21 protein-coding genes are annotated in these 20,750 nt (G+C 27.9%); 15 read left to right on the top strand and 6 right to left on the bottom strand.

Going from position 1 to position 20,750, the window contains the following annotated elements; genetic code table 11:
• Positions 1–248 precede the first annotated feature (248 nt).
• Positions 249–1,658, top strand: coding sequence for an alanine/glycine:cation symporter family protein (locus L6653_RS07540; RefSeq protein WP_236786398.1), 1,410 nt, complete (start codon positions 249–251; stop codon positions 1,656–1,658).
• A 51-nt stretch (positions 1,659–1,709) separates the two neighbouring features.
• Here the strand turns inward: L6653_RS07540 and L6653_RS07535 are convergent, their stop codons facing one another.
• Positions 1,710–1,925 (bottom strand): DUF1858 domain-containing protein, encoded by a 216-nt coding sequence (locus tag L6653_RS07535; protein ID WP_004838081.1) that lies wholly within the window; start codon positions 1,923–1,925, stop codon positions 1,710–1,712.
• A 98-nt stretch (positions 1,926–2,023) separates the two neighbouring features.
• Here L6653_RS07535 and L6653_RS07530 point away from each other — a divergent pair, with 98 nt between their 5' ends.
• The 4 genes from L6653_RS07530 to L6653_RS07515 all read left to right on the top strand — a co-directional run bounded on the left by L6653_RS07530 (position 2,024) and on the right by L6653_RS07515 (position 5,988).
• Positions 2,024–2,356: a hypothetical protein gene (locus L6653_RS07530; protein ID WP_236786396.1), complete on the top strand. Its 333-nt coding sequence runs from the start codon at positions 2,024–2,026 to the stop codon at positions 2,354–2,356.
• A gap of 61 nt (positions 2,357–2,417) precedes the next feature.
• Positions 2,418–4,262, top strand: a complete 1,845-nt coding sequence (gene htpG, locus L6653_RS07525) for a molecular chaperone HtpG (RefSeq protein ID WP_236786394.1) — start codon at positions 2,418–2,420, stop codon at positions 4,260–4,262.
• A gap of 8 nt (positions 4,263–4,270) precedes the next feature.
• Complete coding sequence (locus L6653_RS07520) at positions 4,271–5,656, top strand: aminopeptidase (protein ID WP_236786392.1); 1,386 nt, start codon at positions 4,271–4,273, stop codon at positions 5,654–5,656.
• A 92-nt stretch (positions 5,657–5,748) separates the two neighbouring features.
• A complete protein-coding gene (locus L6653_RS07515) occupies positions 5,749–5,988 on the top strand; it encodes a Veg family protein (protein ID WP_058989832.1) in 240 nt (79 codons plus the stop codon).
• A gap of 152 nt (positions 5,989–6,140) precedes the next feature.
• Here L6653_RS07515 and L6653_RS07510 read toward each other — a convergent pair whose 3' ends face one another.
• From L6653_RS07510 to L6653_RS07500, 3 genes are all read right to left on the bottom strand, one after another.
• Positions 6,141–6,362: a hypothetical protein gene (locus tag L6653_RS07510; RefSeq protein ID WP_058989833.1), complete on the bottom strand. Its 222-nt coding sequence runs from the start codon at positions 6,360–6,362 to the stop codon at positions 6,141–6,143.
• A gap of 139 nt (positions 6,363–6,501) precedes the next feature.
• On the bottom strand, positions 6,502–7,842 hold the full coding sequence (locus L6653_RS07505) for an MATE family efflux transporter (protein ID WP_236786390.1): 1,341 nt from the start codon (positions 7,840–7,842) through the stop codon (positions 6,502–6,504).
• A gap of 16 nt (positions 7,843–7,858) precedes the next feature.
• Positions 7,859–8,647: a bifunctional hydroxymethylpyrimidine kinase/phosphomethylpyrimidine kinase gene (locus L6653_RS07500; protein ID WP_236786388.1), complete on the bottom strand. Its 789-nt coding sequence runs from the start codon at positions 8,645–8,647 to the stop codon at positions 7,859–7,861.
• 155 nt (positions 8,648–8,802) lie between these two features.
• Here L6653_RS07500 and cls point away from each other — a divergent pair, with 155 nt between their 5' ends.
• The 10 genes from cls (at position 8,803) to L6653_RS07450 (ending at position 19,948) form a co-directional block, all read left to right on the top strand.
• On the top strand, positions 8,803–10,404 hold the full coding sequence (cls, locus tag L6653_RS07495) for a cardiolipin synthase (RefSeq protein ID WP_236786386.1): 1,602 nt from the start codon (positions 8,803–8,805) through the stop codon (positions 10,402–10,404).
• 205 nt (positions 10,405–10,609) lie between these two features.
• Positions 10,610–12,007 (top strand): DUF5633 domain-containing protein, encoded by a 1,398-nt coding sequence (locus L6653_RS07490; RefSeq protein ID WP_236786384.1) that lies wholly within the window; start codon positions 10,610–10,612, stop codon positions 12,005–12,007.
• A gap of 671 nt (positions 12,008–12,678) precedes the next feature.
• A complete protein-coding gene (locus tag L6653_RS07485; RefSeq protein ID WP_236786382.1) occupies positions 12,679–13,071 on the top strand; it encodes a GntR family transcriptional regulator in 393 nt (130 codons plus the stop codon).
• Entirely contained in the window at positions 13,043–13,906 is an 864-nt protein-coding gene (locus tag L6653_RS07480; RefSeq protein ID WP_236786380.1) for an ATP-binding cassette domain-containing protein, read from the top strand. Before L6653_RS07485 ends, L6653_RS07480 begins: the two co-directional genes overlap by 29 nt.
• On the top strand, positions 13,906–15,159 hold the full coding sequence (locus tag L6653_RS07475) for a hypothetical protein (protein WP_236786378.1): 1,254 nt from the start codon (positions 13,906–13,908) through the stop codon (positions 15,157–15,159). The genes L6653_RS07480 and L6653_RS07475 overlap by 1 nt, the downstream gene beginning before the upstream one ends.
• Before the next feature lie 118 nt (positions 15,160–15,277).
• Positions 15,278–15,718, top strand: coding sequence for a deoxycytidylate deaminase (locus L6653_RS07470; protein WP_236786376.1), 441 nt, complete (start codon positions 15,278–15,280; stop codon positions 15,716–15,718).
• A 3-nt stretch (positions 15,719–15,721) separates the two neighbouring features.
• Positions 15,722–17,356 (top strand): ABC1 kinase family protein, encoded by a 1,635-nt coding sequence (locus tag L6653_RS07465; protein ID WP_236786374.1) that lies wholly within the window; start codon positions 15,722–15,724, stop codon positions 17,354–17,356.
• A 1-nt stretch (position 17,357) separates the two neighbouring features.
• Positions 17,358–18,056 (top strand): acyl-[acyl-carrier-protein] thioesterase, encoded by a 699-nt coding sequence (locus L6653_RS07460; RefSeq protein ID WP_236786372.1) that lies wholly within the window; start codon positions 17,358–17,360, stop codon positions 18,054–18,056.
• Complete coding sequence (locus L6653_RS07455) at positions 18,049–18,645, top strand: phosphohydrolase (protein WP_236786371.1); 597 nt, start codon at positions 18,049–18,051, stop codon at positions 18,643–18,645. Before L6653_RS07460 ends, L6653_RS07455 begins: the two co-directional genes overlap by 8 nt.
• Positions 18,646–18,727: 82 nt before the next feature.
• Positions 18,728–19,948 (top strand): diphosphate--fructose-6-phosphate 1-phosphotransferase, encoded by a 1,221-nt coding sequence (locus L6653_RS07450; protein WP_236786369.1) that lies wholly within the window; start codon positions 18,728–18,730, stop codon positions 19,946–19,948.
• Positions 19,949–20,016: 68 nt separating this feature from the next.
• Here L6653_RS07450 and L6653_RS07445 read toward each other — a convergent pair whose 3' ends face one another.
• The gene (locus L6653_RS07445) at positions 20,017–20,256 is read right to left on the bottom strand and encodes a hypothetical protein (protein ID WP_236786367.1); all 240 of its coding nucleotides are present in this window, start codon (positions 20,254–20,256) and stop codon (positions 20,017–20,019) included.
• Positions 20,253–20,741, bottom strand: a complete 489-nt coding sequence (locus L6653_RS07440) for a dihydrofolate reductase (protein WP_236786366.1) — start codon at positions 20,739–20,741, stop codon at positions 20,253–20,255. Before L6653_RS07440 ends, L6653_RS07445 begins: the two co-directional genes overlap by 4 nt.
• Positions 20,742–20,750 lie beyond the last annotated feature (9 nt).

Genomic DNA, 20,750 nt, shown 5'->3' with positions numbered 1-20,750 from the left:
TTAATAAGCCGATTTTAGTTAAAAAACATTAAAGGAACCATTTGCTTTTATTTGGAGTGAATGGTTTTTGTTTGAAAATTATTAAATTAAGTTTCTTTTAAAATTTTTACATATTTAGGCATAAGACTAATTCTTAGTTATTTGTATATTTTTTCTAATAAAAAATTATAAATTATTATTTTATTTTTCAAAAATTAGTTTATAATAATAAGAATAAACTTATATTAATTAGAAAGAAGGTTTGTCCTATGGATGAAATTATAAAATTAAATTCTAAGCTGAGCGACTTTTTGTGGGGATATCCCATGATTGTCGTTTTGCTTTTTGGAGGGATTGTTTTAATTTATAGGTCTGATTTTTGGGTTTTTAAGAATTTTTCTTATATTTTCAAAAATACTTTTGGAAGACTTGTTAAGGATTCAAAATCAGATGAAAATTCTATTTCTCCTTTTGAGGCAGTTTCGACTGCACTTGCTGGAACTATTGGGGCTGGAAATATTGTAGGAGTTGCAACAGCTATTGGCTTTGGTGGGCCTGGTGCAATTTTTTGGATGTGGATTGCAAGTTTTATTTGCATGACAACAAAAATGGTTGAGGTTAGTATGGCTGTTGCAAGTAGGGTTTCGGATGATGATGGAAAATATATTGGTGGACCCATGTATTATATTGAAAAAGGTACAGGTTCAAAAAATTTGGCAAAAATATTTTCATTTTTTGCCTTTATAGCAATAATTGGAACAGGAGCCTTGGTCCAATCAAATTCTATTTCTGAATCTTTAAACGCTATGACTGGTTTAAATCTTCATATAGGTGGAATTTTGATTGTAATTTTCATGCTTTTAGTTATTGTTGGTGGAATAAAAAGAATTGGTGCTTTTGCATCAAAAATTGTTCCAATAATGTCAGTTTTTTATATAATCGGCTGCATTTTAATTCTTATTTTTCAAATTGAAAATTTGATTCCAGCCTTTAAAGAAATTATTATTTGTGCTTTTAAACCAAAATCTTTTACAAGTGGAGCAGCAGGTTCTGGAATTTTAATTTCAATAAGGTGGGGACTTGCTAGGGGAATTTTTTCAAATGAAGCAGGGCTTGGAACTGCACCCATGGCTCATGCAACAAGTCACACTGACCATCCTATTAGACAGGGAATGTGGGGAGCTATTGAAGTTTTTATTTCTTCAATGATAATTTGTACCATGACTGCTCTTGTAATTATTACAAGTGGAATGTATGAAAATAAAGGACTTGAGGGAGCAGCTTTAACGGCAGCGTCTTTTTCAAAATCACTTTTTATTGGAAAATATGTAGTTTCTCTTGCCCTTATTTTATTTGCCTTTACAACTGCGGTTTCTTGGTGCTATTACGGACAAAGATGTGTAAAATATTTGACAGGATCAAGTAAGCTTGCAAATATTTTCAAATATATTTATATAATTTTTTGCTATGTAGGATCAATTGGTGGCTTGAAATTTGCTTGGTCATTTGCAGACACAGCAAATGCTTTAATGGTTATCCCAAATATTCTTGCACTTATTATAATGAGTAAAACTTTTAAGAAAATTTTGGATGATTTTGATAAGTACAAAGATACAGAAAAAAGAGGAAATTATTCTTGGACCTATGACAATAAATGGGAAAAATATTTTGAGAAATAATTTTGAGATGAAAAAAAGACTTTTGCAAAAAAATATGCAAAAGTCTTTTTTTTATTTATTTAATTTTTCAAGCAAGAAATCAGGATCAATTCCGTGAACCATACAAGCTTCATCTAAAGTTTCATATAAAGATGAAGGACAAGCAATACATCCCATTCCGATTGAAAGGAAAGTATTGATTGATTCTGGTTTTGCTTGAATTATATCACCGATTAACATATCATGTGTTATTTCTACTTTTTCTTTTTTTCTATCTTCTAAAGCCATAAAAACCCTCCTCTATGTCTAAAAATTATTTTACTATAAGTAGGATAAAAATCAAAGTAAAATACTAGGAATTGGGGTACAATTATTTTGGTGATAAAATGAATGAAAAAAATTATGAAAAAATTATAAATCTAAGAAAAAATTTAGAAAATCTTGATAAAAATTTGGAAAAAATCAAAAATAAAAATTCTTTTTTAAAATTTTTCACAAGATCTATTTTAATATCTTTTGTATTTTTATTTATTGGATCTATAATGAAGATTCAAAACGATACAAAAATTTTGATTTTTGTTCTTGTTTTTATCCTTTCAAATTTGATTCAAATAATATTTATTTCAAGAATTCAAAAGAGAGAAATAGAAAAAATAAAAAAAGAACAAATTAAAATCCAAGCTCAAATTTTTGCCCTTGTGAAAGATGATGAAAATTGAAAAAAACCAAAGATTAAGTATAGTATTAGCAGTCAAAGACTTAAAGTGCTAAGGAGGATTTATGAAAAAAGAATTTAAGGCAGAAGCCAAAAAAGTTATGGATTTGATGATAAATTCAATCTATACAAATAAGGATATTTTTCTTAGAGAATTAATATCAAACGGCTCAGATGCCATTGATAAATTATATTATGAAGATTTAAAATCAGATAAAAACGTAGACAAAAAAGATTATTATATTGAAATAATTCCAAACAAGGACGAAAGATCTTTAACAATAAGAGATACAGGAATTGGAATGGATGAAAAAGATTTGGAAGAAAATCTTGGAACAATTGCAAAATCTGGTACAGAAATTTTCAAAAAAGAAATTGAAAGTGAAGATTTAAATAATCTAATAGGACAATTTGGGGTTGGATTTTACTCAGCCTTTATGGTAAGCAAAAAAATTATTGTAAATACCAAAAAAGATGACCAAGCTTATAAATGGGAAAGTGAAAACGCCGAAAGCTATGAAATCGAAAAATCCGACAAAAAAGAAAATGGAACAGATATTACCTTATTTTTAAAAGAAAATACAGAAGATGAAAACTATGATATTTATCTTGACCAATATAAAATCAAAGAACTTGTAAGAAAATATTCAAATTACATCAGATATCCAATAAAAATGGAAGTAACAAAGTCAAGAAAAACAGAAGATTCAACAGACGAAGATCCAAAATATGAAGATTACAAGGAAGTAGAAGTTTTAAATTCTGAAATTCCAATTTGGAAAAAATCTAAAAAAGATTTGACCGATGAGGATTATATAAATTTCTACAAAGACCAAGGCTTTGGATTTGACGATCCTTTATCATGGATTCATTTAAATATAGAAGGAACTGTTGAGTTTAAGGCAATAATTTATATTCCAAGAAAAGCTCCTTTTGATTTTTATTCAAAAGATTACCAAAAAGGCCTACAACTTTATTCATCAGGAGTAAAAATAAAGGACAGACACGAAGACTTACTTGAAGATGAATTTTCTTTTGCCAAGGGAGTTGTTGAAAGTGATGATATTTCCTTAAATATTTCAAGAGAAACACTCCAAGAAACAAGAGAACTAAGATTTATTGCAAAACAAATAAACAACAAAATAAAATCTCACTTAATGGATTTGATGAAAAACGATAGGGAAAAATACCAAATATTTTTCAAGGAATTTGGGAATAATTTGAAAGTTTCTATTTATGAATCTTTTGGAGCAAAAAAAGATAGGCTAGAAGATTTATTATTGTTTAATTCCTATAGGAAAGATAAGATGATTTCATTAAATGAATACAAGGAAGATATGAAATCAACAGATGAAAATATCCTATATACAGTTGGTGAAAATTTAGAAAAAATCAAAAATTCTCCAGCCTTAAAATCAGTAGACAAAGACAGAGATGTGCTCTTACTTGATGAGAAATTAGATGAATTTTTGATAAAAATGCTAAATTCTTACAAGGAAATTCCTTTTAAATCAATAAATCAAGTTGATGAAGATGAAGATGAAAACGAAGAAAACAAAGACTTGATTGAAAAAATAAAGGAAATTTTACCAGAAGAAGTAGTTGATGTAAAAATTTCAGATGGTTTATCAGAAGATGTAATTTCAATGATAAAACAAAGGGGAGATGTTTCAATCGAGATGGAAAAAACTTTAAAATCTCAAGTAAATGCCCCAGATTTAAAAGCTCAAAAAGTTTTGGAAATAAATAAAAATTCCAAGGCCTATGAATTATTAGAAAAAGATTTGAAAGAAAATTCTGATGAATTTAAAATGATAGTAAATATTTTATTTGACCAAGCAAAACTCATAGAGGGACTAGAAATAGAAAATCCACTTGAATATGCAAAAAATATATGGAAATTAATTTAGGAGAAAAAATGACAGAGTACAAGAGAAAAAATGTCTGGGAAAATTTATCACAAGACCAAGAAAAAGAATTAGAAAATCTTTCAAAAGATTATATGGATTTTTTGGACAAGGGAAAAACTGAAAGACTTGCTGCAAAAGAAATTGTAAATTTGGCAAAAAAAGCAGGTTATGTTGACCTTGAAGAAAAAATCAAGGCTGGAAAAATAAATCCTGGTGATAAAATTTACGCAGTAAATAAAAATAAAGCCGTAGCAATGTTTCACATAGGAAGTGAAGATTTATCAGATGGACTTGCTATAGTAGGAGGTCATATCGATTCACCAAGACTTGATTTAAAACCAGTTCCCCTTACAGAAGAAAACGGCCTTGCTTATTTAAAAACTCATTATTATGGAGGAGTAAAAAAATATAATTGGACAAATATGCCCCTTGCCCTTCACGGAGTAGTTTTTACAAAAAATGGAGAAAAAGTAGATATTTCAATTGGGGATAAGGAAGATGAGCCAGTATTTTTTATATCAGAACTTTTAATCCACCTTTCCAAAAAATTATTGACCAAGCCTGCTGAGGAAGTTGTAACAGGTGAACAACTATCAATAATTGTAGGAAATAGACCACTTTTGGATGAAAAAGAAAATCCAGTGAAGAAAAATATTTTGAAAATTTTAAATGAAAAATACGGAATCGAAGAAAAAGATTTTATAACAGCAGAACTTGAAGTAGTTCCAGCAGGAAAAGCAAGAGAAGTTGGTTTTGATAGATCAATGATAGCCTCCCACGGCCATGACGATAGGGTTTGCTCATACGCAGCTTTGAGGGCTCTACTTGATATAAAAGAAACAAAGAAAACTTTGGTGGGACTTTTTGTCGACAAGGAAGAAATTGGTTCAGTTGGAGCAACAGGAATGACTTCACAATTTTTTGAAAATTCACTTTTAGAAATTATGAATTTAAAAGAAGAATTTAATTTAATTAAATTTAAAAGAGCTTTGAGAAATTCTAAAGTTTTATCAGCTGACGTAACCTTGGCAGAAGATCCAAACTTTAAAGATGCAACAGAAAGTCAAAACTCAGCTCAAATTTCCCACGGAGTTGCCCTTACAAAATATACAGGTTCCGGTGGAAAAGGCGGATCAAACGATGCAGATGCAGAATATTTATCTAAAGTTAGACTTGCCTTTGATAAGGACGGCGTAATTTTCCAAACAGGAGAGCTTGGAAAAGTTGACCAAGGTGGTGGAGGAACAATTGCCTATATTCTTGCAGAATATGGAATGGATGTAGTTGACTGTGGAACACCGGTAATTTCTATGCATGCACCAATAGAATTAATTTCAAAAGCTGATTTTTACTCAACATTTACAGCTTACAGAGCTTTTTATAAAAATATTTGACAAGAAATTTAATCTAGCGTATAATATTATGCTAATTTGACTTATCCACAATCCTGTAGTATAATAAATACAAATGCATGGAAGGTGGATATATGGAATTTAAATCAGTTAATGAAATAAGGTCAGAAGTTAAAAGAAACGTAGGAAAAGAAGTTACTTTAAAAGCTGATAAGGGCAGAAAAAGAATTGTTACCAAAAGCGGTGTAATTTTAGACGCTTTCCCAAGTGTATTTACAATAAAGGTAAATAATGATTTTGATACAGAAAGAACTGTATCATATAGCTATTCAGATGTTTTAACATCTACAGTTAGACTGCAAATAAAAAATTAATTATAGATTAATTCAAAAAATCATCCCAATATTTTGAGGATGATTTTTTTGATTTTTTATATTTTTAAAATTTGATTATTTTTATATTTTCAAAAAATTTAAACAAAAAGAGAGCAAGATTTCTTGCTCTCTTTTTATTTTCAAATTACAAATTAGTTATTTGATCCAGCGTCTGAAGCAGGTGTACTAGCATCATTTGATGATGGTGTGCTTGCTTCGTTTGAATCCATTGTACTAGCGTTTGAATCAGATTTTTCTGTTGTAGTTGTTGAAGCTGGTTCGCTTGAAGCGTTTGATGTTGTTTCAGCTTTATTTCCACATCCTACTAATGCAAGTGATAGTGCTAATACTGGTAATACTTTTTTAATTTTCATTGTTTAATCCCCCTGTTTAAAAAAATATACTTACTATCATTACCGATAGTAAGTATAATATACCAGATTTGAAGAAAAATTCAAATATTTATGTGAAAAATATTTTTCATTCATAATATATAATTAAAGATATATTTAATTAAATTTCTATATTAACCCAATCACCTTTTCTAAATCTTGTCCACAAACCAATAAATCTAGATATTTGGTCAGCCATAATACCAAGCCAAATTCCTTGGATTCCTAAATGTAGGACATTTACAAAAAATAGGGTGGCAGCTGATCTTATAAAAGTAATTGAAATTAAACTTACAGCAAGTGTATATTTTACATCTCCTGCAGCTCTCAAGGCTCCGCCGAATATAATTTGAGATATTTGGAAAATTACTATAAAAATCAAATAAAAAGTTATTATTGATCCCATAGCAATAATATGTTCATCATCAAAGAACATTCTAAAAATATTTTTTCTAAATAATACCAAAATTAGTGATATTATTATTGATATTGAAAGGCCAATTTCTTGGCAAGTTTTCCCATATTTTATTGCCTCTTCTTTTTTTCTTGCACCAAGGGCATTTCCTGTAAGGGCTACTGCTGCAACTTGCATACCATCTCCAAAAGAAAATGAAAGTGAAAGCAAATTCATACCAACATTGTGGGCTGCAAATTGGTCTGTACCAAGTTTTGCTGCTGTAATTGCTGTAACCAAAAATCCTATCCTTGCTGCTATATTTTCAATAAAAATATTTGAACCAAGTCCCAAAATTTCCTTGAAAATATGACTTGAAAAATGTAGTTTATGTTTTTTTATTAGCCTAAAGGACATGTAGGATGATCTTCTAAATAATGAAGAAAAACTCATTATAGCAGCAACAAAAGCTCCCAAAACTGTGGCTATAGCTGCTCCTGTTACTCCCAATTTTGGAAAACCAAGATTACCACCGATTAGTAAATAGTTAAATAAGATATTTACTATAGTAGAAATTAAATTAGTTGTAAAGGCAATTTGTGTATTTCCACTTCCTCTTTGACCAGCATTAATAGTCATTGAAATTACATTAAAAATCATTCCTGCCATAATAATTTTAAAATATGAAACTCCCAAATCATGAGTATCTGGACTTGAGCCTGAAAGTCTCATTATTTGTGGAGTAAAAATTACAAAAATTGCAGAAACTATTATACACAAAGACACTGCTACAATCATGGCTGTAACCATAGTTTGATTTGCCGTTTTTTTATCATCTTCACCTTTTCTTCTTGCAACTAGGGCAGAAACTGAAACTGCAATTGCAATAAAAATTGAAAGGGCGATAAATTTTGGCTGGGTTGTAAGTCCAATTGCAGCAACTGCTGATGCACCGATTGATGAAACCATGAAGGTATCAATGAGTCCTGCCAAGGAAATAAAAAATGATTCCAAGACAGATGGCCAAGCTATTTGTAGGGCCCTTTTCCGATATTTATTTTTTATCAAAAAACCACCTTACTTTCTATAATTTTTTAAAAATTTCGTTAATATTAATTTCATTTGCGTTATCATCAAGGATTATTTGCATATTGAGAATACTAGCTATCATATCCCTTGTACTTTTAATTGCAAGTCTAAAATCTTGATTTTTCAAAAAGTTTACCAAAAAAATAGAGTCAAACAAGTCCCCACTACCACCAAAACTTTTATCCAAATATTTATACTCTTCTTCTATGTATGATTTATCCTTTGATAAAATAAAATACCTGTCATTTTCTTTAATACTTGTGATAATCATTTTTTTACCAAGATTTTCATAATAATCTACAATTTCATGGGCTGTATCAAACTTATTATCTGTCAAAAATCTTGCCTCTGTAAGGTTTGGAATAATAATATCAGAAAATTTTGCCATGTACTTATAAATTTCTACAATATTTTTATCAAGACCCTTATAAATTTTTCCATTATCTCCCATAATTGGATCAAGCACCATAAAAAGATTATTTTCTTTTACAAAATCACAAATTATTTTGGCTTGGTCAAAATTTAGGACAAATCCTACAAAAACTGCGTCATAAATTCGATCTTGTTTTTTGTAAACATCTAGGCTATTTTTTAAAAATTTAGTTGAATCAAAAATTTCTATAGGTTTTTGAGAAAATTTATTAGAAATTAAGGCTGTAGGTATAAAATCAATGTCAAAAGAATAAAAATTCAAAACATCTCTACAAAGACTTCCCCCAATATTTCCACTTGATAAAAAGTCATTAATCAGTAATATTTTTTTATTTTTTTTAAAAGATTTCATATAATCACCTATTGTTTTTTAACTATTCTTATAGAACTATTATAAATATATTAGCTAAAATAAGCAAATATGGAGATTTTGTCTAGAAAAATAATATTTCATATTAAATAAATTTTACTCTGTTAAAATGGTGAGAAATTAGATATAATTAAACTATGAAAACTAAAAATAATAACATGAAAAAATATAATGAAAAAATCAAAAAAATATTAAATGAGAACAGATTTGTTGAAAAAACAAGATCATCCGTATTGAAAGTAATCTTTGGTAGAGCAGGCTTGTATTTTCTTTTGGTGCTTGCTCAAATTTTTATTTTTTTACAAATCTTAAAGCACTTATCCCTTGATCCCTCTATTATTTTTGGGTCATCTGCTATTATTGCTATAATTTCTCTTTTGGTAATTTTGTCAATGGATGTCAATCCTTATGAAAAGCTTTCTTGGTTTTTCTTGATTGCAGCTATTCCGACCTTTGGGATTATGTTTTTTCTCCTATCAAGAATTGATATTGGTAAAAAAATCGAAGAAAGTTCAATTATGGATAGCGAAGATGAAACAAATTATTTGCATACAATTGACGAAAATTTGGTAAATGAGCTTAAAAATAAGGATAAGGAATTTTATAATTTAGTAAAATATTTAAATGATTACGGTTCATATCCTGTAAGCAAAGATAATGATGCAAAATATTATAGGGTTGGAGATGATTGTGTTAATGATTTGATTGAATCAATAAGAAGTGCTAAAGATTTTATCTTTGTTGAATTTTTTATTATTCATCAAGGATATTTTTGGGGAACACTACTTGAAGAGCTTACCAAAAAAGCAAGTGAGGGTGTTGAAGTAAGATTAATGTATGATGGAACAAATGCCATTTTGAATCTTCCTAAAAATTTCCCGGAAGAAATGGAAAATCTTGGAATAAAATGCAAAGTTTTCTCACCGATTTATCCGATTATTTCAACCTATCACAACAACAGGGATCATAGAAAAATTTTGATTGTTGATGGAAAGGAAGTTTATACCGGTGGTGTCAATCTAGCGGATGAGTATATAAATGTAAAGGAAAGGTTTGGTCATTGGAAAGATACATTTATAAGAATAAAAGGGCCAGCAGTCCAATCATTTACAATTATGTTTTTGCAATTGTGGGATAGTGAAGAAAAAGAAGATTTAAAAAGATATTTAAAGATCCACCCACAAAAATCTGACGGATATATAATCGGAGTTGGAGATAATCCGATAAGAAAAGAAAGATTTTTCAAAAATATATATATGCATATTTTAGATACTGCAAAAGATTATGCCTATATTATGACTCCTTATTTAATTATAGATAATGAGATGGTAAAATCGCTTACTTTTGCAGCAAAAAGGGGAGTTGATGTAAGAATAATTCTTCCGGCAATTCCAGATAAAAAAATTCCCTACATGCTTGCAAAATCTCATTACAAAAAATTAATAGAATCTGGAGTGAAAATTTACGAATATTTGCCAGGATTTATTCACGCAAAAACGTGGGTATCTGATGATAAAAAGGCAGTTGTCGGATCTGTAAATGTTGATTATAGGGCACTTTATTTAAATTTTGAATGTGGGGTTTATATCCACAAACATCCTGTAATAAAAGATATTTTAAAAGATTTTGAAATAACTTTTGATATTGGAAAAGAAATAAAAATGAGAGATGTAAAATCCTATCCAATATATAAAAAAATAATTGCCTTCATAGTAAAACCATTTGCTCCTTTAATGTAAAGATCTAGGAAACTAGGTCTTTTTAATTTGAAAATTATTGATAAATATTTATTAAAAAATCACTAAAATTATAGAAAGATTAATAAATAAAATCTTTGTTTGTAATTTATTTAAATTTAAAAGTATATTTTCAATATATTATGGACTTTTGTAAAAATTCCTGATATTATTAGGATAAGATAAATGTCTTAAAAAGGAGGAGTTTATGAAATTTAAAAGTAAAACTTTTGTTACATCTTCATTAGTACTTGCCCTATCACTTAGCATTATAAATCCTGCAATGGCAAGTGATGAAAATGATATGAAATCAGATGTAAGTATAGAAGAAACAAGTGTAGAAAAAAATGATAATCAAAAGAAAGATTCTGTGTATTGTAAAATTAATTTGTATGTAAAAAACAGAAGGGTAAAGGACTGGTTAAAAAAAGGATCTTATTATAAAATTGATGATCTAGCTGCAAGCCAATTAAACGAAAATTATGATACTGAGAAAAGTGTGATTAGACTTGATTTAATTCCAGGAGAAAAACATAAAATTCAAATTTTAGAAGGTAAAGATGGAAAAGCATATGCCAACGGAGAAATTAATATTATTGCAGATGCTGAATATGGCCATGAAATGGATGTTGAGATAATACCAAATACTCCTATAAAAACAAGAAAAATGACTTTGATTTTCAAAGATAAGCAAAAAAAAGAAGATAGAATGTTACCTAATGGCAAAAATTATCTATTCGTAGATAATAAATTTATAGATGAATATAATAAAGATAAAAATGGATCTTATCATTTTGATGATTTTGAATATGAAACAGGCAAAAAATTTAAGATTGAATTTAGAAGAACTGATAAGCCTAATTCTGAATTATTGGCAAGCATAGAAGATGAAATGCCAGAAGATGGAAAAATGGTTGATTCAAAATCAAAAGATGTTTACTTAAAATTCCCGACTGATAAAGAAGATGAAAAAGATTCAAAAAAAGATGATTCTAAGGGAAAAAATACTAATTCGCCTTCAACTGAAACTTCATCAAATGACGATAAAAAAGATTCAAAAAACACAGAAAATAAAACTAAACCTTTACCAAAAACTGGACAAGTAAATGAATCTAGCAATCCTTCATCAAATACAGATAATAAAGACAATCAAAAACCTTCTAATATAGATAAAGACAAAAAAAATCCTTCTACAGAAAATAATGGTGGAACTATAAGTAATCCTGTAGTTACACCTATTGATAATTCTAATAATAATAATGAAAAAACTTCAGATGAAAGTTATAAAACCAGACAAGAAGCAATTGATGCTGCAAAAAAAGAAATGGAAAAAGATCCTAGTTGGAAATCATATCAATTAATTGAACAAAAAGATGGAACTTTTAAATATGTTTTAAGTAAAGAAGAAGATAAAGATAAATCAAGCAATAAAAATAATAGTGGAACAAAAAATACTCCGACAAGAATTGTAGGAAAAGCAGAAGATAAAATACAAAAACCAAAAAATCTTTTGAACGTTAATACAGGAGTCAAAGGAGTTGGTGCTGTAATTGGGGTATTAGCTCTAGCTTTAATTGGATTTTTTGTTACTAAACATAAAAAATAAAAAATATTTTAAATCTAAATAGAATCATAAAATTTAAAAAATATCAGAGTAAGCATTTCCTTATTCTGGTATTTTTATTTTAAATTTTTATTATAGTAAAATAATTTTATGTAAGTATAAACTTTTTAATTATGTAAATTAATTGAAATATAGATGTATGCTAGATTAAGAGCGTAGATAAAATATAAATTTAGCTAATACTTTAATTTAAAATATAAATTAATCTACTTACCACCTCGACTAGATTATTGCGCCTTAATTTGGCACAATAATCCCTAAAACAAAGTGAGAAATCACGAATAAGTTTGCAAAGCAAACGAGTTTTAGTGTGAGTGAAACGAACGCATGGAGAAATCTCACGAGATTTTCCGCTCACTACTTAAGATAAATTGGGATAAAAAACCTAAATTAATGGCAATTTATCTGTTCTAAGTGTAGGTAGAAAGTTTTTTTCTACTTACATTTTAGTACTAAGTTGACATTTTTTTATTTTGTCGATAGTTTGAAAGATCTAGGAAACTAGGTCTTTTTCTTTTGCTAATTTTTATAAATTTCTAAAAAATTTAAAAAAAAATTAAAATATTTGACAAAGAAAAAAATCTATATATAATTAAATTAAGAAGTGTATGGAGATACACCGAACACCACACAGAAAAAAGAAAGGAGTTTTTATGTTTGATTTGAATAGTTCATCTCAAATTCCTTTGAACGAACAAATTGTTGAGCAAACGAAATTAATGATTGCTCAAGGGGTTTTGCTTGATGGAGATATGATGCCTTCTGTAAGAGATTTATCAAAAACTTTATTAATAAATCAATCAACCGTCCAAAAAGCCTACAATAAATTAAAGGAAGATGGGATTTTGCTTACTAAAAAAGGTCTTGGAACTTTTGTAAGTTTGGATGATGAAAAAATTGATGTAAAAAAGGAGAGGCTTGAGAAAAAACTCTATGATATTTTTTTGAAATGTATTTTTTATGGAATTGATTTTGAAAAAATAAAAGAAATTTATGAAAAAAGTAAGGAGGATTCTAATGGCTGTGGAAGTAATGAGCCTTTATAAATCTTTTGGGAAAAATAAGGTTTTGGAAGATGTAAATTTTTCTTTGGAGGAAGGAAAAATATATGCTTTGGTTGGAAGAAATGGTTCTGGCAAAACTACTCTATTAAAAGTCATGGCTGATATTTTTCAAAAAGATTTAGGCAAGGTTAATGTTTTTGGAAAATCTTGTGTGGAGGATAGGCACATATTGGAAAATATTGTTTATTTGCCTGATAGGTTTGATTATTTTGATTATATATCGGTTGAAAAAATGCTTGAATATTATGAAGTCATTTATCCGAATTTTAACAAAAAATTTGCTATAAAAGAACTTGAAAAAAATAATATTGATTTGAAAAGAAATTTGAGAAATTTTTCTAAGGGTTATAAAAATTTAATTGGACTTTTGGCAACAATTTCTACAAATGCAAAAATTCTTCTTTTAGATGAAATTCTTGATGGGATGGATGTTTTGAATAAGGAGATTATTTTATCTTATATTTTGGATTTAAAAGAAGAAGGAAGAACTGTTCTTGCATCAAGCCACGAGCTTGAGGAATTGGCAAAAGTTGCTGATGAAACTCTTTATCTTTCTAAGGAAGGAAAACTTACAAATCTGTATCAAAATAAGGAAAAATTTGTGAAGTTGCAAGTGGTTGTAAAGGATGAATTAGATCCAAAAATTCTTGAAAAATCTGTTTTAAGATTTCATTTGGGAAGAGTTTATACAATTTTGATTGATAATAGAGAAAATATTCTTGATGATATAAAAAGAAATGAATCTATTGTACAATTTGATGTTTTGGAATCAAAAATTGAGGATAATTTCTATTGGGAAAAAGGAAGGAGCAAATAATGAGAGACTTTAAAAAAGAAATTAAGATTCTTAGCAGAAGAAATGGATTTTGGATAATTCTTGTTCTTGCAGTAAGTCTTCTGTTTTCTGGACTTTTTCAAACAAAATCCTTGGATGAAAGTTATAGATCTTTAATTCAAACAACAAATACCCTAAATAAAATGGCAAAAACTGGAATAAAATACGATAAAGATGTGAAAATTGACAAAAAGTTTTTCCAAGACAATGATATTATATTTGAAAAAATGGCAAAAAAATATAAATATGAAGAAAATATTGGATTTGATTATGAAAAGGCAAGTCCTGATGAAATTGATAAATATGAAGAATTCCATTTAAAATATGGGGAATATATTTCAACTTTGGACCAATACAAATATTTATCTCAAGAAGCCAAGGGAAAATCTAATAATTTCTATTTTTCTTATATTTCGGTTATGGGCATAGTTGTAGCTATAGTTTTGGGAGTTTTATTCTCTTCAATGGAACATGCTACATCTTATTATGAATTTGCAAGAACATATCCATGGACAAAGAAAAAAGATTTTCTTATGAAAATTTGTTTTGGTTTTATGATTATTTTGGGATTTGTGATTCTATCCTCAGCTTTAAATTATATGATTTTAAAAACTTCAAATTTTGAAATTTTAAAAACTGGAACAAGGCAAATTCCAGAAACCATCAAAGGTTTTGGAATGCTTTCAGCAATCTATCTTGCGATTTTGTCAGCAGGATTTATGGCTGGAAATATTTTGGGACATTTTGGTTTAACTGTAATGACCTTTGGATTTTTGGATATTTTGGATGGAATAACTGGAAATATATCACAAATAACTTTAGGATATTCAGATTACAATAGAACTTTTGCATATCTAATTAATGAAAAAATTACCGATAATGGAAATCCTATAAATACAATTTTAAGAGTTATACTAAGACCACTTACAAATTTTGATACTACTAAATTTGCAGTTATAGGATTAATATTATTTTCTTTAATAGTTTTTTCTATATCTTTTTCTTTAATAGAAAAAACAAAAACAGAAAATTCTGGAAAGATGGTTTTATTAAAACCAATCGAAAATCTTGCGAAAATTTTGGTAATCATACTTTTTGCAAGTACTGGAACAACGATTTTCCAATCATCAATTTTTGAAGGATTTTCTATTATGAATTTTGTAGTTTTTGGTATTTTGATTTTTGTATTTACAAAAATATTTAATATCTTGTTCAAATTAAAATTAAAAGTTTAATAAACCTACTATCTAAAACATAGTAGTAAAAAGGCTGGAGTAATCTTCAGCCTTTTTCTGTGATTAAATCTTTAAATTTGGTAAAATAGAAGAAAGAAAAATTTTAAGGAGTAAATTTATGGCAAAAGATAGGCTAACTTGGAATGAATATTTTATAAAACTTGCCCACATGGTTGCTCTTAGGGGAACTTGCGACAGGGCTTATGTTGGTTGTGTTCTTGTAAATAATGAAAATAGAATAATTTCAACAGGCTACAACGGATCTATAAAGGGAAATCCTCATTGTGATGAAGTTGGTCATACTATGAGAGATGGTCATTGTATTGCGACAATCCATGCAGAAATGAATGCTTTGTTATATTGTGCCAAGGAAGGAATTTCTGTCAAAAATTCAATTTGTTATGTCACTCATTTTCCTTGCCTAAATTGCACAAAATCTTTGATTCAAGCAGGAATTAAGGAAATTTATTATTCGAATGATTACAGGATCGATCCTTATGCGATTGAACTTTTGAAGAAAAATAAGATTAAATTTGAAAAAATAGAAAATAGAGATTAAAAAATGGGATATAAACAAAGAAAATTTGAAATAATAAAAAAATTTCTAAGTCCAGACTTAATTTTTGATATAAGAAGACTTTTAAAAAACAGGGGAGAAAATTCCAAAGAAATACTTGAGCTTGAAAGTAAATTTGGTCAAAAATTAAGGAATTTATTTGAAGATTTGGGTCCGGTTTTTGTAAAATTTGGGCAATTATTATCTACAAGAAGGGATATTTTTTCAGAAAATATAATAATGGAGCTTGAAAAACTTCAAGATGATGTAAAAGAAGAAGATTTTGAAAACATCAAGGAAGTTTTTTATGGGGAATTTTCCAAGGATATTTATGACGTTTTTGACGAATTTGAAAAAAAACCTCTAGCATCAGGCTCAATAGCCCAAACTCATTTGGCAAAAATCAAGGTTGGATCATATGAGAGAAAAGTTGTTGTAAAAGTTCAAAGAAAAGATTTGGACAAAAATGTCAAAGAAGATCTGAAAATAATGAAAGATCTTTATAAGAAACTTGAAACAAAACTTGAGGGAATAAAATCTTTTAATCTTGGTGAAATTGTTGAGGAATTTGCCCTTTCTTTAAACAGAGAAATTGACTTTGAAGTTGAAAAAAACAATATTAAAAAATATAGAAAACTAAATGTTCAAAAAAAAGACCTACTTTGTCCAGATGTCTACGATTCATATTCAAGCAAAAAAGTTTTGACCATGGAATATATAGAAGGAAAATCCATCAGGTCAGTCTATGAAAAAAGGTCAGATATTAGAAAAGATTTGGCAGAAAAAATCATAGGAGCCTATGTAAATCAAATGTTTACCTATGGGTATTTTCACGCCGATCCCCATCCAGGGAATATTTTTGTAGACGAAAATTTAAACATTTATCTTTTAGATTTTGGAATCGTTGGAAATCTATCAGAAAATTACCGTTATCAAATAATGAAAATATTTTTGGGAGCAAGTTTTAATGAAGTAAAACTTATAACTGACGCTATAATTGGCATGGGACTTTTAGAATTTGATTCTAAAAAAATCGGAGATTTTGAAAAAAGAATTCAAAAACTTTTAGATAAATACATGGTCATGAGCCTAAATCAAATGAAACTTGCGGATTTGATTAGGGATTTTTATACACTTTTGGTAGATTATTCCATAAAAATTCCATCAGAGCTTACAAATTTTGGAAAAACTGTCCTTATTTTGGAAGGACTAATCGAAAAATTAGTTTACAAGGAATCCTTCTTAGAACTTGCCCTACCAATTGCAAAATCAATGGTATTTAAAATTTTTAGTCCAGATTTGGTTTTTGATAGGATAAGACCAAAAATTTATGACACATATTCATTGGTAAAAGAATTTCCACAAACAAGTTTAAATATTTTAAGGCAACTTGCCAGGGGAGATTTTAGGATTATCGATCAAAAAAGCGAAGAAGAAAGAAAATCCTACGAAAAAATTGAAAATCAAAAAAGTCAGGCCCTAGTTTTTCTTGGACTTTCAATTATTATAGGATTTTCACTTTTAAGTCTTGCCCTTTTAGATTTTGATAAAAATATTTTAAAAGCTATTTTAATTGCAAGCCTAGGTCTAGGATTTACCATGATATTTGCCATAATTAAAAATTTATACAGAAAGGAATAAAATGAGAAAAAGCAAAGAATTTGAAGTAGAAAGGTTTCTTACAAATAGTGAGGGATATTTGAAAAATAAATATCTTTTGTCCTTGATGTTTGAAGTATCTTTTGACCAAGCAGAAGAGGTAGAAGATAAAAAAATAATGGAAGATAAAAGGTGGGTAGTATATTCTTGGGATATAAAAATTAAAAAACCAATTAGAGCAAAAGATAAAATAAAAATCACAACTTTTGCAATAAATATGAATAAATTTTATGCCTACAGAAATTTTTTTATCGAAAAAGATGGAGAAATTATAGTCGAAGCCTATTGTGTATTTTTATTATTTGGCCTTAAAAAAATGCGTCCAATAAAAATTCCAATAGAAATTGCAAAAGCTTATGAAAAAGAAGACCCTATTTATAAGGAAAAATCCCATAAATATGAGGGGGATTTTGGAAATTTAGAAAAAATACAAATAAGAAATACAGACCTAGACTCAAATTATCACGTAAATAATGCTTCCTATATGGATTTGTTGGCAGAAATTTCAAATGTAAAAGACCAAGATATAGAATTTATAAATATAGTCTACAAAAATGAAATAAGAAACAAAAAATATGTTTTTGGGCAAAAATCAGAAAAAGAAAATGAAATTATATATAAATTTGTAGATGGTAATGAAGAAATTTACACTTATGGTAAGCTAGGACTTAGAAATGTATAAAGAAAAATACGGAAATATCCCAAATAAAGACAAAATAAATTATTATTTGATAGAAGATAATGAAAATTTGGGTCCATGGGTTACAAGGTCAAAAACTATTGGAAAAAGTGCAAAAATTATAGGAAAAGAAATAGGGCTAGATGAAGACATAGCCTTTGCATGTGGATCGCTTTTTGATATAGGAAAAAAAGAAAAAAAAGTAGGACTAGAAAATAATTTTAGATCTTTTCATATTTTAAGAAATGAAACATATTTTTTCCCAGCAAGAATTGCCATAAGCCACTCTTTTATTATTAAAGATATAAATTCATATCTTGGAGAAATTAATTTAGAAGAAAAAGATATAAATACTATAAAAAACTTACTTTTGTCTTACTCTTATAATGATTATGATAAACTAATCCAAGTTCTAGATAATTCCATCACTGATACTTATCTAGGAATAGAAAAAAAGCAAGAAATTTTAAAAGAAAAATACAAAAAAATTCCTTTTGAAGAAGAAAGATTAAAAAAATTAAAAGAATACGAAAAATATTTTGAAAACAAATTGAAAAAGCCTATAGGATATTACGTAAATAAATTTTTGTAAAAAATATTAATTTATTAACAAAAATTTTCAAAAATCTAAGAAAATGGTAATATATATAGGTATTAAAAATTTAGGAGGATTTATGAATTGTCTTATTGGGCAGTCAGGTGGACCTACTGCAGTTATTAACTCATCTTTGGCTGGAGCTATCCAAGCTGGGATTGATTTTGGTTTTGAAAATGTATATGTTTCTTTAAATGGAATTGAGGGACTTTTACATGAAAATATAAAGTGTGTTGACAAAGATTTATTTGAAGATGAGAAAGCAAAAGAAAGACTTAAAAAAAGACCATCTTCAATTCTTGGATCTTGTCGTTTTAAATTAAGCGATGACTTAGAAAATGACCAATATAAAAAAATCTTTGAAAATTTGAAAAAATATGAAATTTCAACTTTTGTCTATATTGGTGGAAATGATTCAATGGATACAGTTATGAAACTCAATTCATACATAGAAAAAAACAATATTGATTGGGTAAATGTGGTTGGTTGTCCAAAAACGATTGATAATGATTTGTGTGAGATGGACCATTCTCCAGGATTTGCTTCTGCTGCAAAATTTGTAAATTCTGCACTAAGACAAGTTAGGCTAGATTGCGATATTTATCCAATAAAATCAATCACCTTTGTTGAAATTATGGGAAGAAATGCGGGATGGTTGACTTCAACTTCTTATCTTGCAAATTACAAAAGAAAAAAAGATATTGTAAATTTAGTTTATCTTCCAGAAGATTCTAAATCTTTGGATGATATAGAAAAAGAAATAAAAGAAAAATTTAAGGAAGATAACAATTTGGTGATTGCTGTTTCAGAAGGTTTTATGGATAAGGAAGGAAAGCTTGAAAATGAAAATCAAAAATCTTTTGACAAGGGTTTCAATCATCCTATAATTGCAGGAATTGGTCAAAAAATTTCAGACTATATTCACGATAAGTTAGAAGTAAAAACTCGTTCGGTAGAATTAAATATTATCCAAAGAACAAGTTTTTTGATTTCAAAAACTGATTCAGACGAAGCTTATGAATTGGGATATCTTGCTATAAAAGAAGGAAAAAATCAAACAAATATAGTTCCAATTTTAAAAAGAGATGATGGAGAAGAATATAAAGTTAAATATTCAACAACAAATCCATCAAATATAGCAAACAAAGAGAAAAAAATTCCAGCAGACTGGCTAGAATCAAGAGAAATTTTAAAAGAAAAAATCACTGAATACACCTTACCATTAATAAAGGGGGAAATAAGTCAAGAATTTACAGAGGGAATTTTTGATTATATAAAATTAGAAGATTTTACAAAATGATAAACTAAAAAGCGGAGAAAATAATTTGATTCTCCGCTTTTCCAGTATAAAAATATATTTAATTTTTTTTACATAAAAACAATTTCTTTCCCATCAATAATTTTAACAGGTATACCAACTTGACCAGTTTCAATTTTTTCTTTAAATTCAACTTTGTAATCTCTGTATGAGAAAAATCTCTTTAGATTTGCCATTGACTTTGTAATATCAATTAAGTCAACATTTTCAAAATCCTCAGGATTTTCCCTATAATTTTTAATAATTTCTGTGCAATCTGGACAAAGTGAGCTTACAAAAATTTCAATCATTTTTTCCTCCTATAATTTACATATTTAAATTTTGTATCATTTTCAAAAAAATCTTCAGATTCATCGACAATTTCAAAATCCTCATCTTCATCAAAATTATGAAGAAAAGTATCAGCATCTTTTTTGCTATCAATTTTTGTTAAAATGGCTTGGTCACAGAAAGGTAAAAGTAAATCAACAATTTGATTTCCACCAATCACAAAAACTTCCCTATCATTTTTGTTTTCATCCAAATATTTCAAAAGATTTTCCACCTTATTAAAAACCAAGGCATCATCAAGTTTTAAATCTTCATTTCTAGTTAAAACTAAATTTTCCCTATTAGGAAGATCTCCATTCATTGATTCATAAGTTTTTCTTCCCATAATAACAATATTATTTAAAGTTAATTTTTTAAAATGAGCCAAATCTTTTTTTATGTGGAAAAGAAGTTTGTTGTTTTTACCAATTCCAAATTCCCTATCAACCGCTAAAATTACTATCATAAAAACTCC

Source organism: Anaerococcus ihuae, assembly GCF_928368155.1.
GTDB lineage: Bacteria > Bacillota > Clostridia > Tissierellales > Peptoniphilaceae > Anaerococcus > Anaerococcus ihuae.
This window is presented reverse-complemented; position numbering and strand designations above follow the sequence as displayed.

What these genes read in the sequence shown, in the direction of transcription:
- L6653_RS07540 (WP_236786398.1), top strand. Translation starts at nt 249, where the DNA reads ATGGATGAAATTATAAAATTAAATTCTAAGCTGAGCGACTTTTTGTGG.
- L6653_RS07535 (WP_004838081.1), bottom strand. Translation starts at nt 1,925, where the DNA reads ATGGCTTTAGAAGATAGAAAAAAAGAAAAAGTAGAAATAACACATGAT.
- L6653_RS07530 (WP_236786396.1), top strand. Translation starts at nt 2,024, where the DNA reads ATGAATGAAAAAAATTATGAAAAAATTATAAATCTAAGAAAAAATTTA.
- htpG (WP_236786394.1), top strand. Translation starts at nt 2,418, where the DNA reads ATGAAAAAAGAATTTAAGGCAGAAGCCAAAAAAGTTATGGATTTGATG.
- L6653_RS07520 (WP_236786392.1), top strand. Translation starts at nt 4,271, where the DNA reads ATGACAGAGTACAAGAGAAAAAATGTCTGGGAAAATTTATCACAAGAC.
- L6653_RS07515 (WP_058989832.1), top strand. Translation starts at nt 5,749, where the DNA reads ATGGAATTTAAATCAGTTAATGAAATAAGGTCAGAAGTTAAAAGAAAC.
- L6653_RS07510 (WP_058989833.1), bottom strand. Translation starts at nt 6,362, where the DNA reads ATGAAAATTAAAAAAGTATTACCAGTATTAGCACTATCACTTGCATTA.
- L6653_RS07500 (WP_236786388.1), bottom strand. Translation starts at nt 8,647, where the DNA reads ATGAAATCTTTTAAAAAAAATAAAAAAATATTACTGATTAATGACTTT.
- cls (WP_236786386.1), top strand. Translation starts at nt 8,803, where the DNA reads ATGAAAACTAAAAATAATAACATGAAAAAATATAATGAAAAAATCAAA.
- L6653_RS07490 (WP_236786384.1), top strand. Translation starts at nt 10,610, where the DNA reads ATGAAATTTAAAAGTAAAACTTTTGTTACATCTTCATTAGTACTTGCC.
- L6653_RS07485 (WP_236786382.1), top strand. Translation starts at nt 12,679, where the DNA reads ATGTTTGATTTGAATAGTTCATCTCAAATTCCTTTGAACGAACAAATT.
- L6653_RS07480 (WP_236786380.1), top strand. Translation starts at nt 13,043, where the DNA reads ATGGCTGTGGAAGTAATGAGCCTTTATAAATCTTTTGGGAAAAATAAG.
- L6653_RS07475 (WP_236786378.1), top strand. Translation starts at nt 13,906, where the DNA reads ATGAGAGACTTTAAAAAAGAAATTAAGATTCTTAGCAGAAGAAATGGA.
- L6653_RS07470 (WP_236786376.1), top strand. Translation starts at nt 15,278, where the DNA reads ATGGCAAAAGATAGGCTAACTTGGAATGAATATTTTATAAAACTTGCC.
- L6653_RS07465 (WP_236786374.1), top strand. Translation starts at nt 15,722, where the DNA reads ATGGGATATAAACAAAGAAAATTTGAAATAATAAAAAAATTTCTAAGT.
- L6653_RS07460 (WP_236786372.1), top strand. Translation starts at nt 17,358, where the DNA reads ATGAGAAAAAGCAAAGAATTTGAAGTAGAAAGGTTTCTTACAAATAGT.
- L6653_RS07455 (WP_236786371.1), top strand. Translation starts at nt 18,049, where the DNA reads ATGTATAAAGAAAAATACGGAAATATCCCAAATAAAGACAAAATAAAT.
- L6653_RS07450 (WP_236786369.1), top strand. Translation starts at nt 18,728, where the DNA reads ATGAATTGTCTTATTGGGCAGTCAGGTGGACCTACTGCAGTTATTAAC.
- L6653_RS07445 (WP_236786367.1), bottom strand. Translation starts at nt 20,256, where the DNA reads ATGATTGAAATTTTTGTAAGCTCACTTTGTCCAGATTGCACAGAAATT.
- L6653_RS07440 (WP_236786366.1), bottom strand. Translation starts at nt 20,741, where the DNA reads ATGATAGTAATTTTAGCGGTTGATAGGGAATTTGGAATTGGTAAAAAC.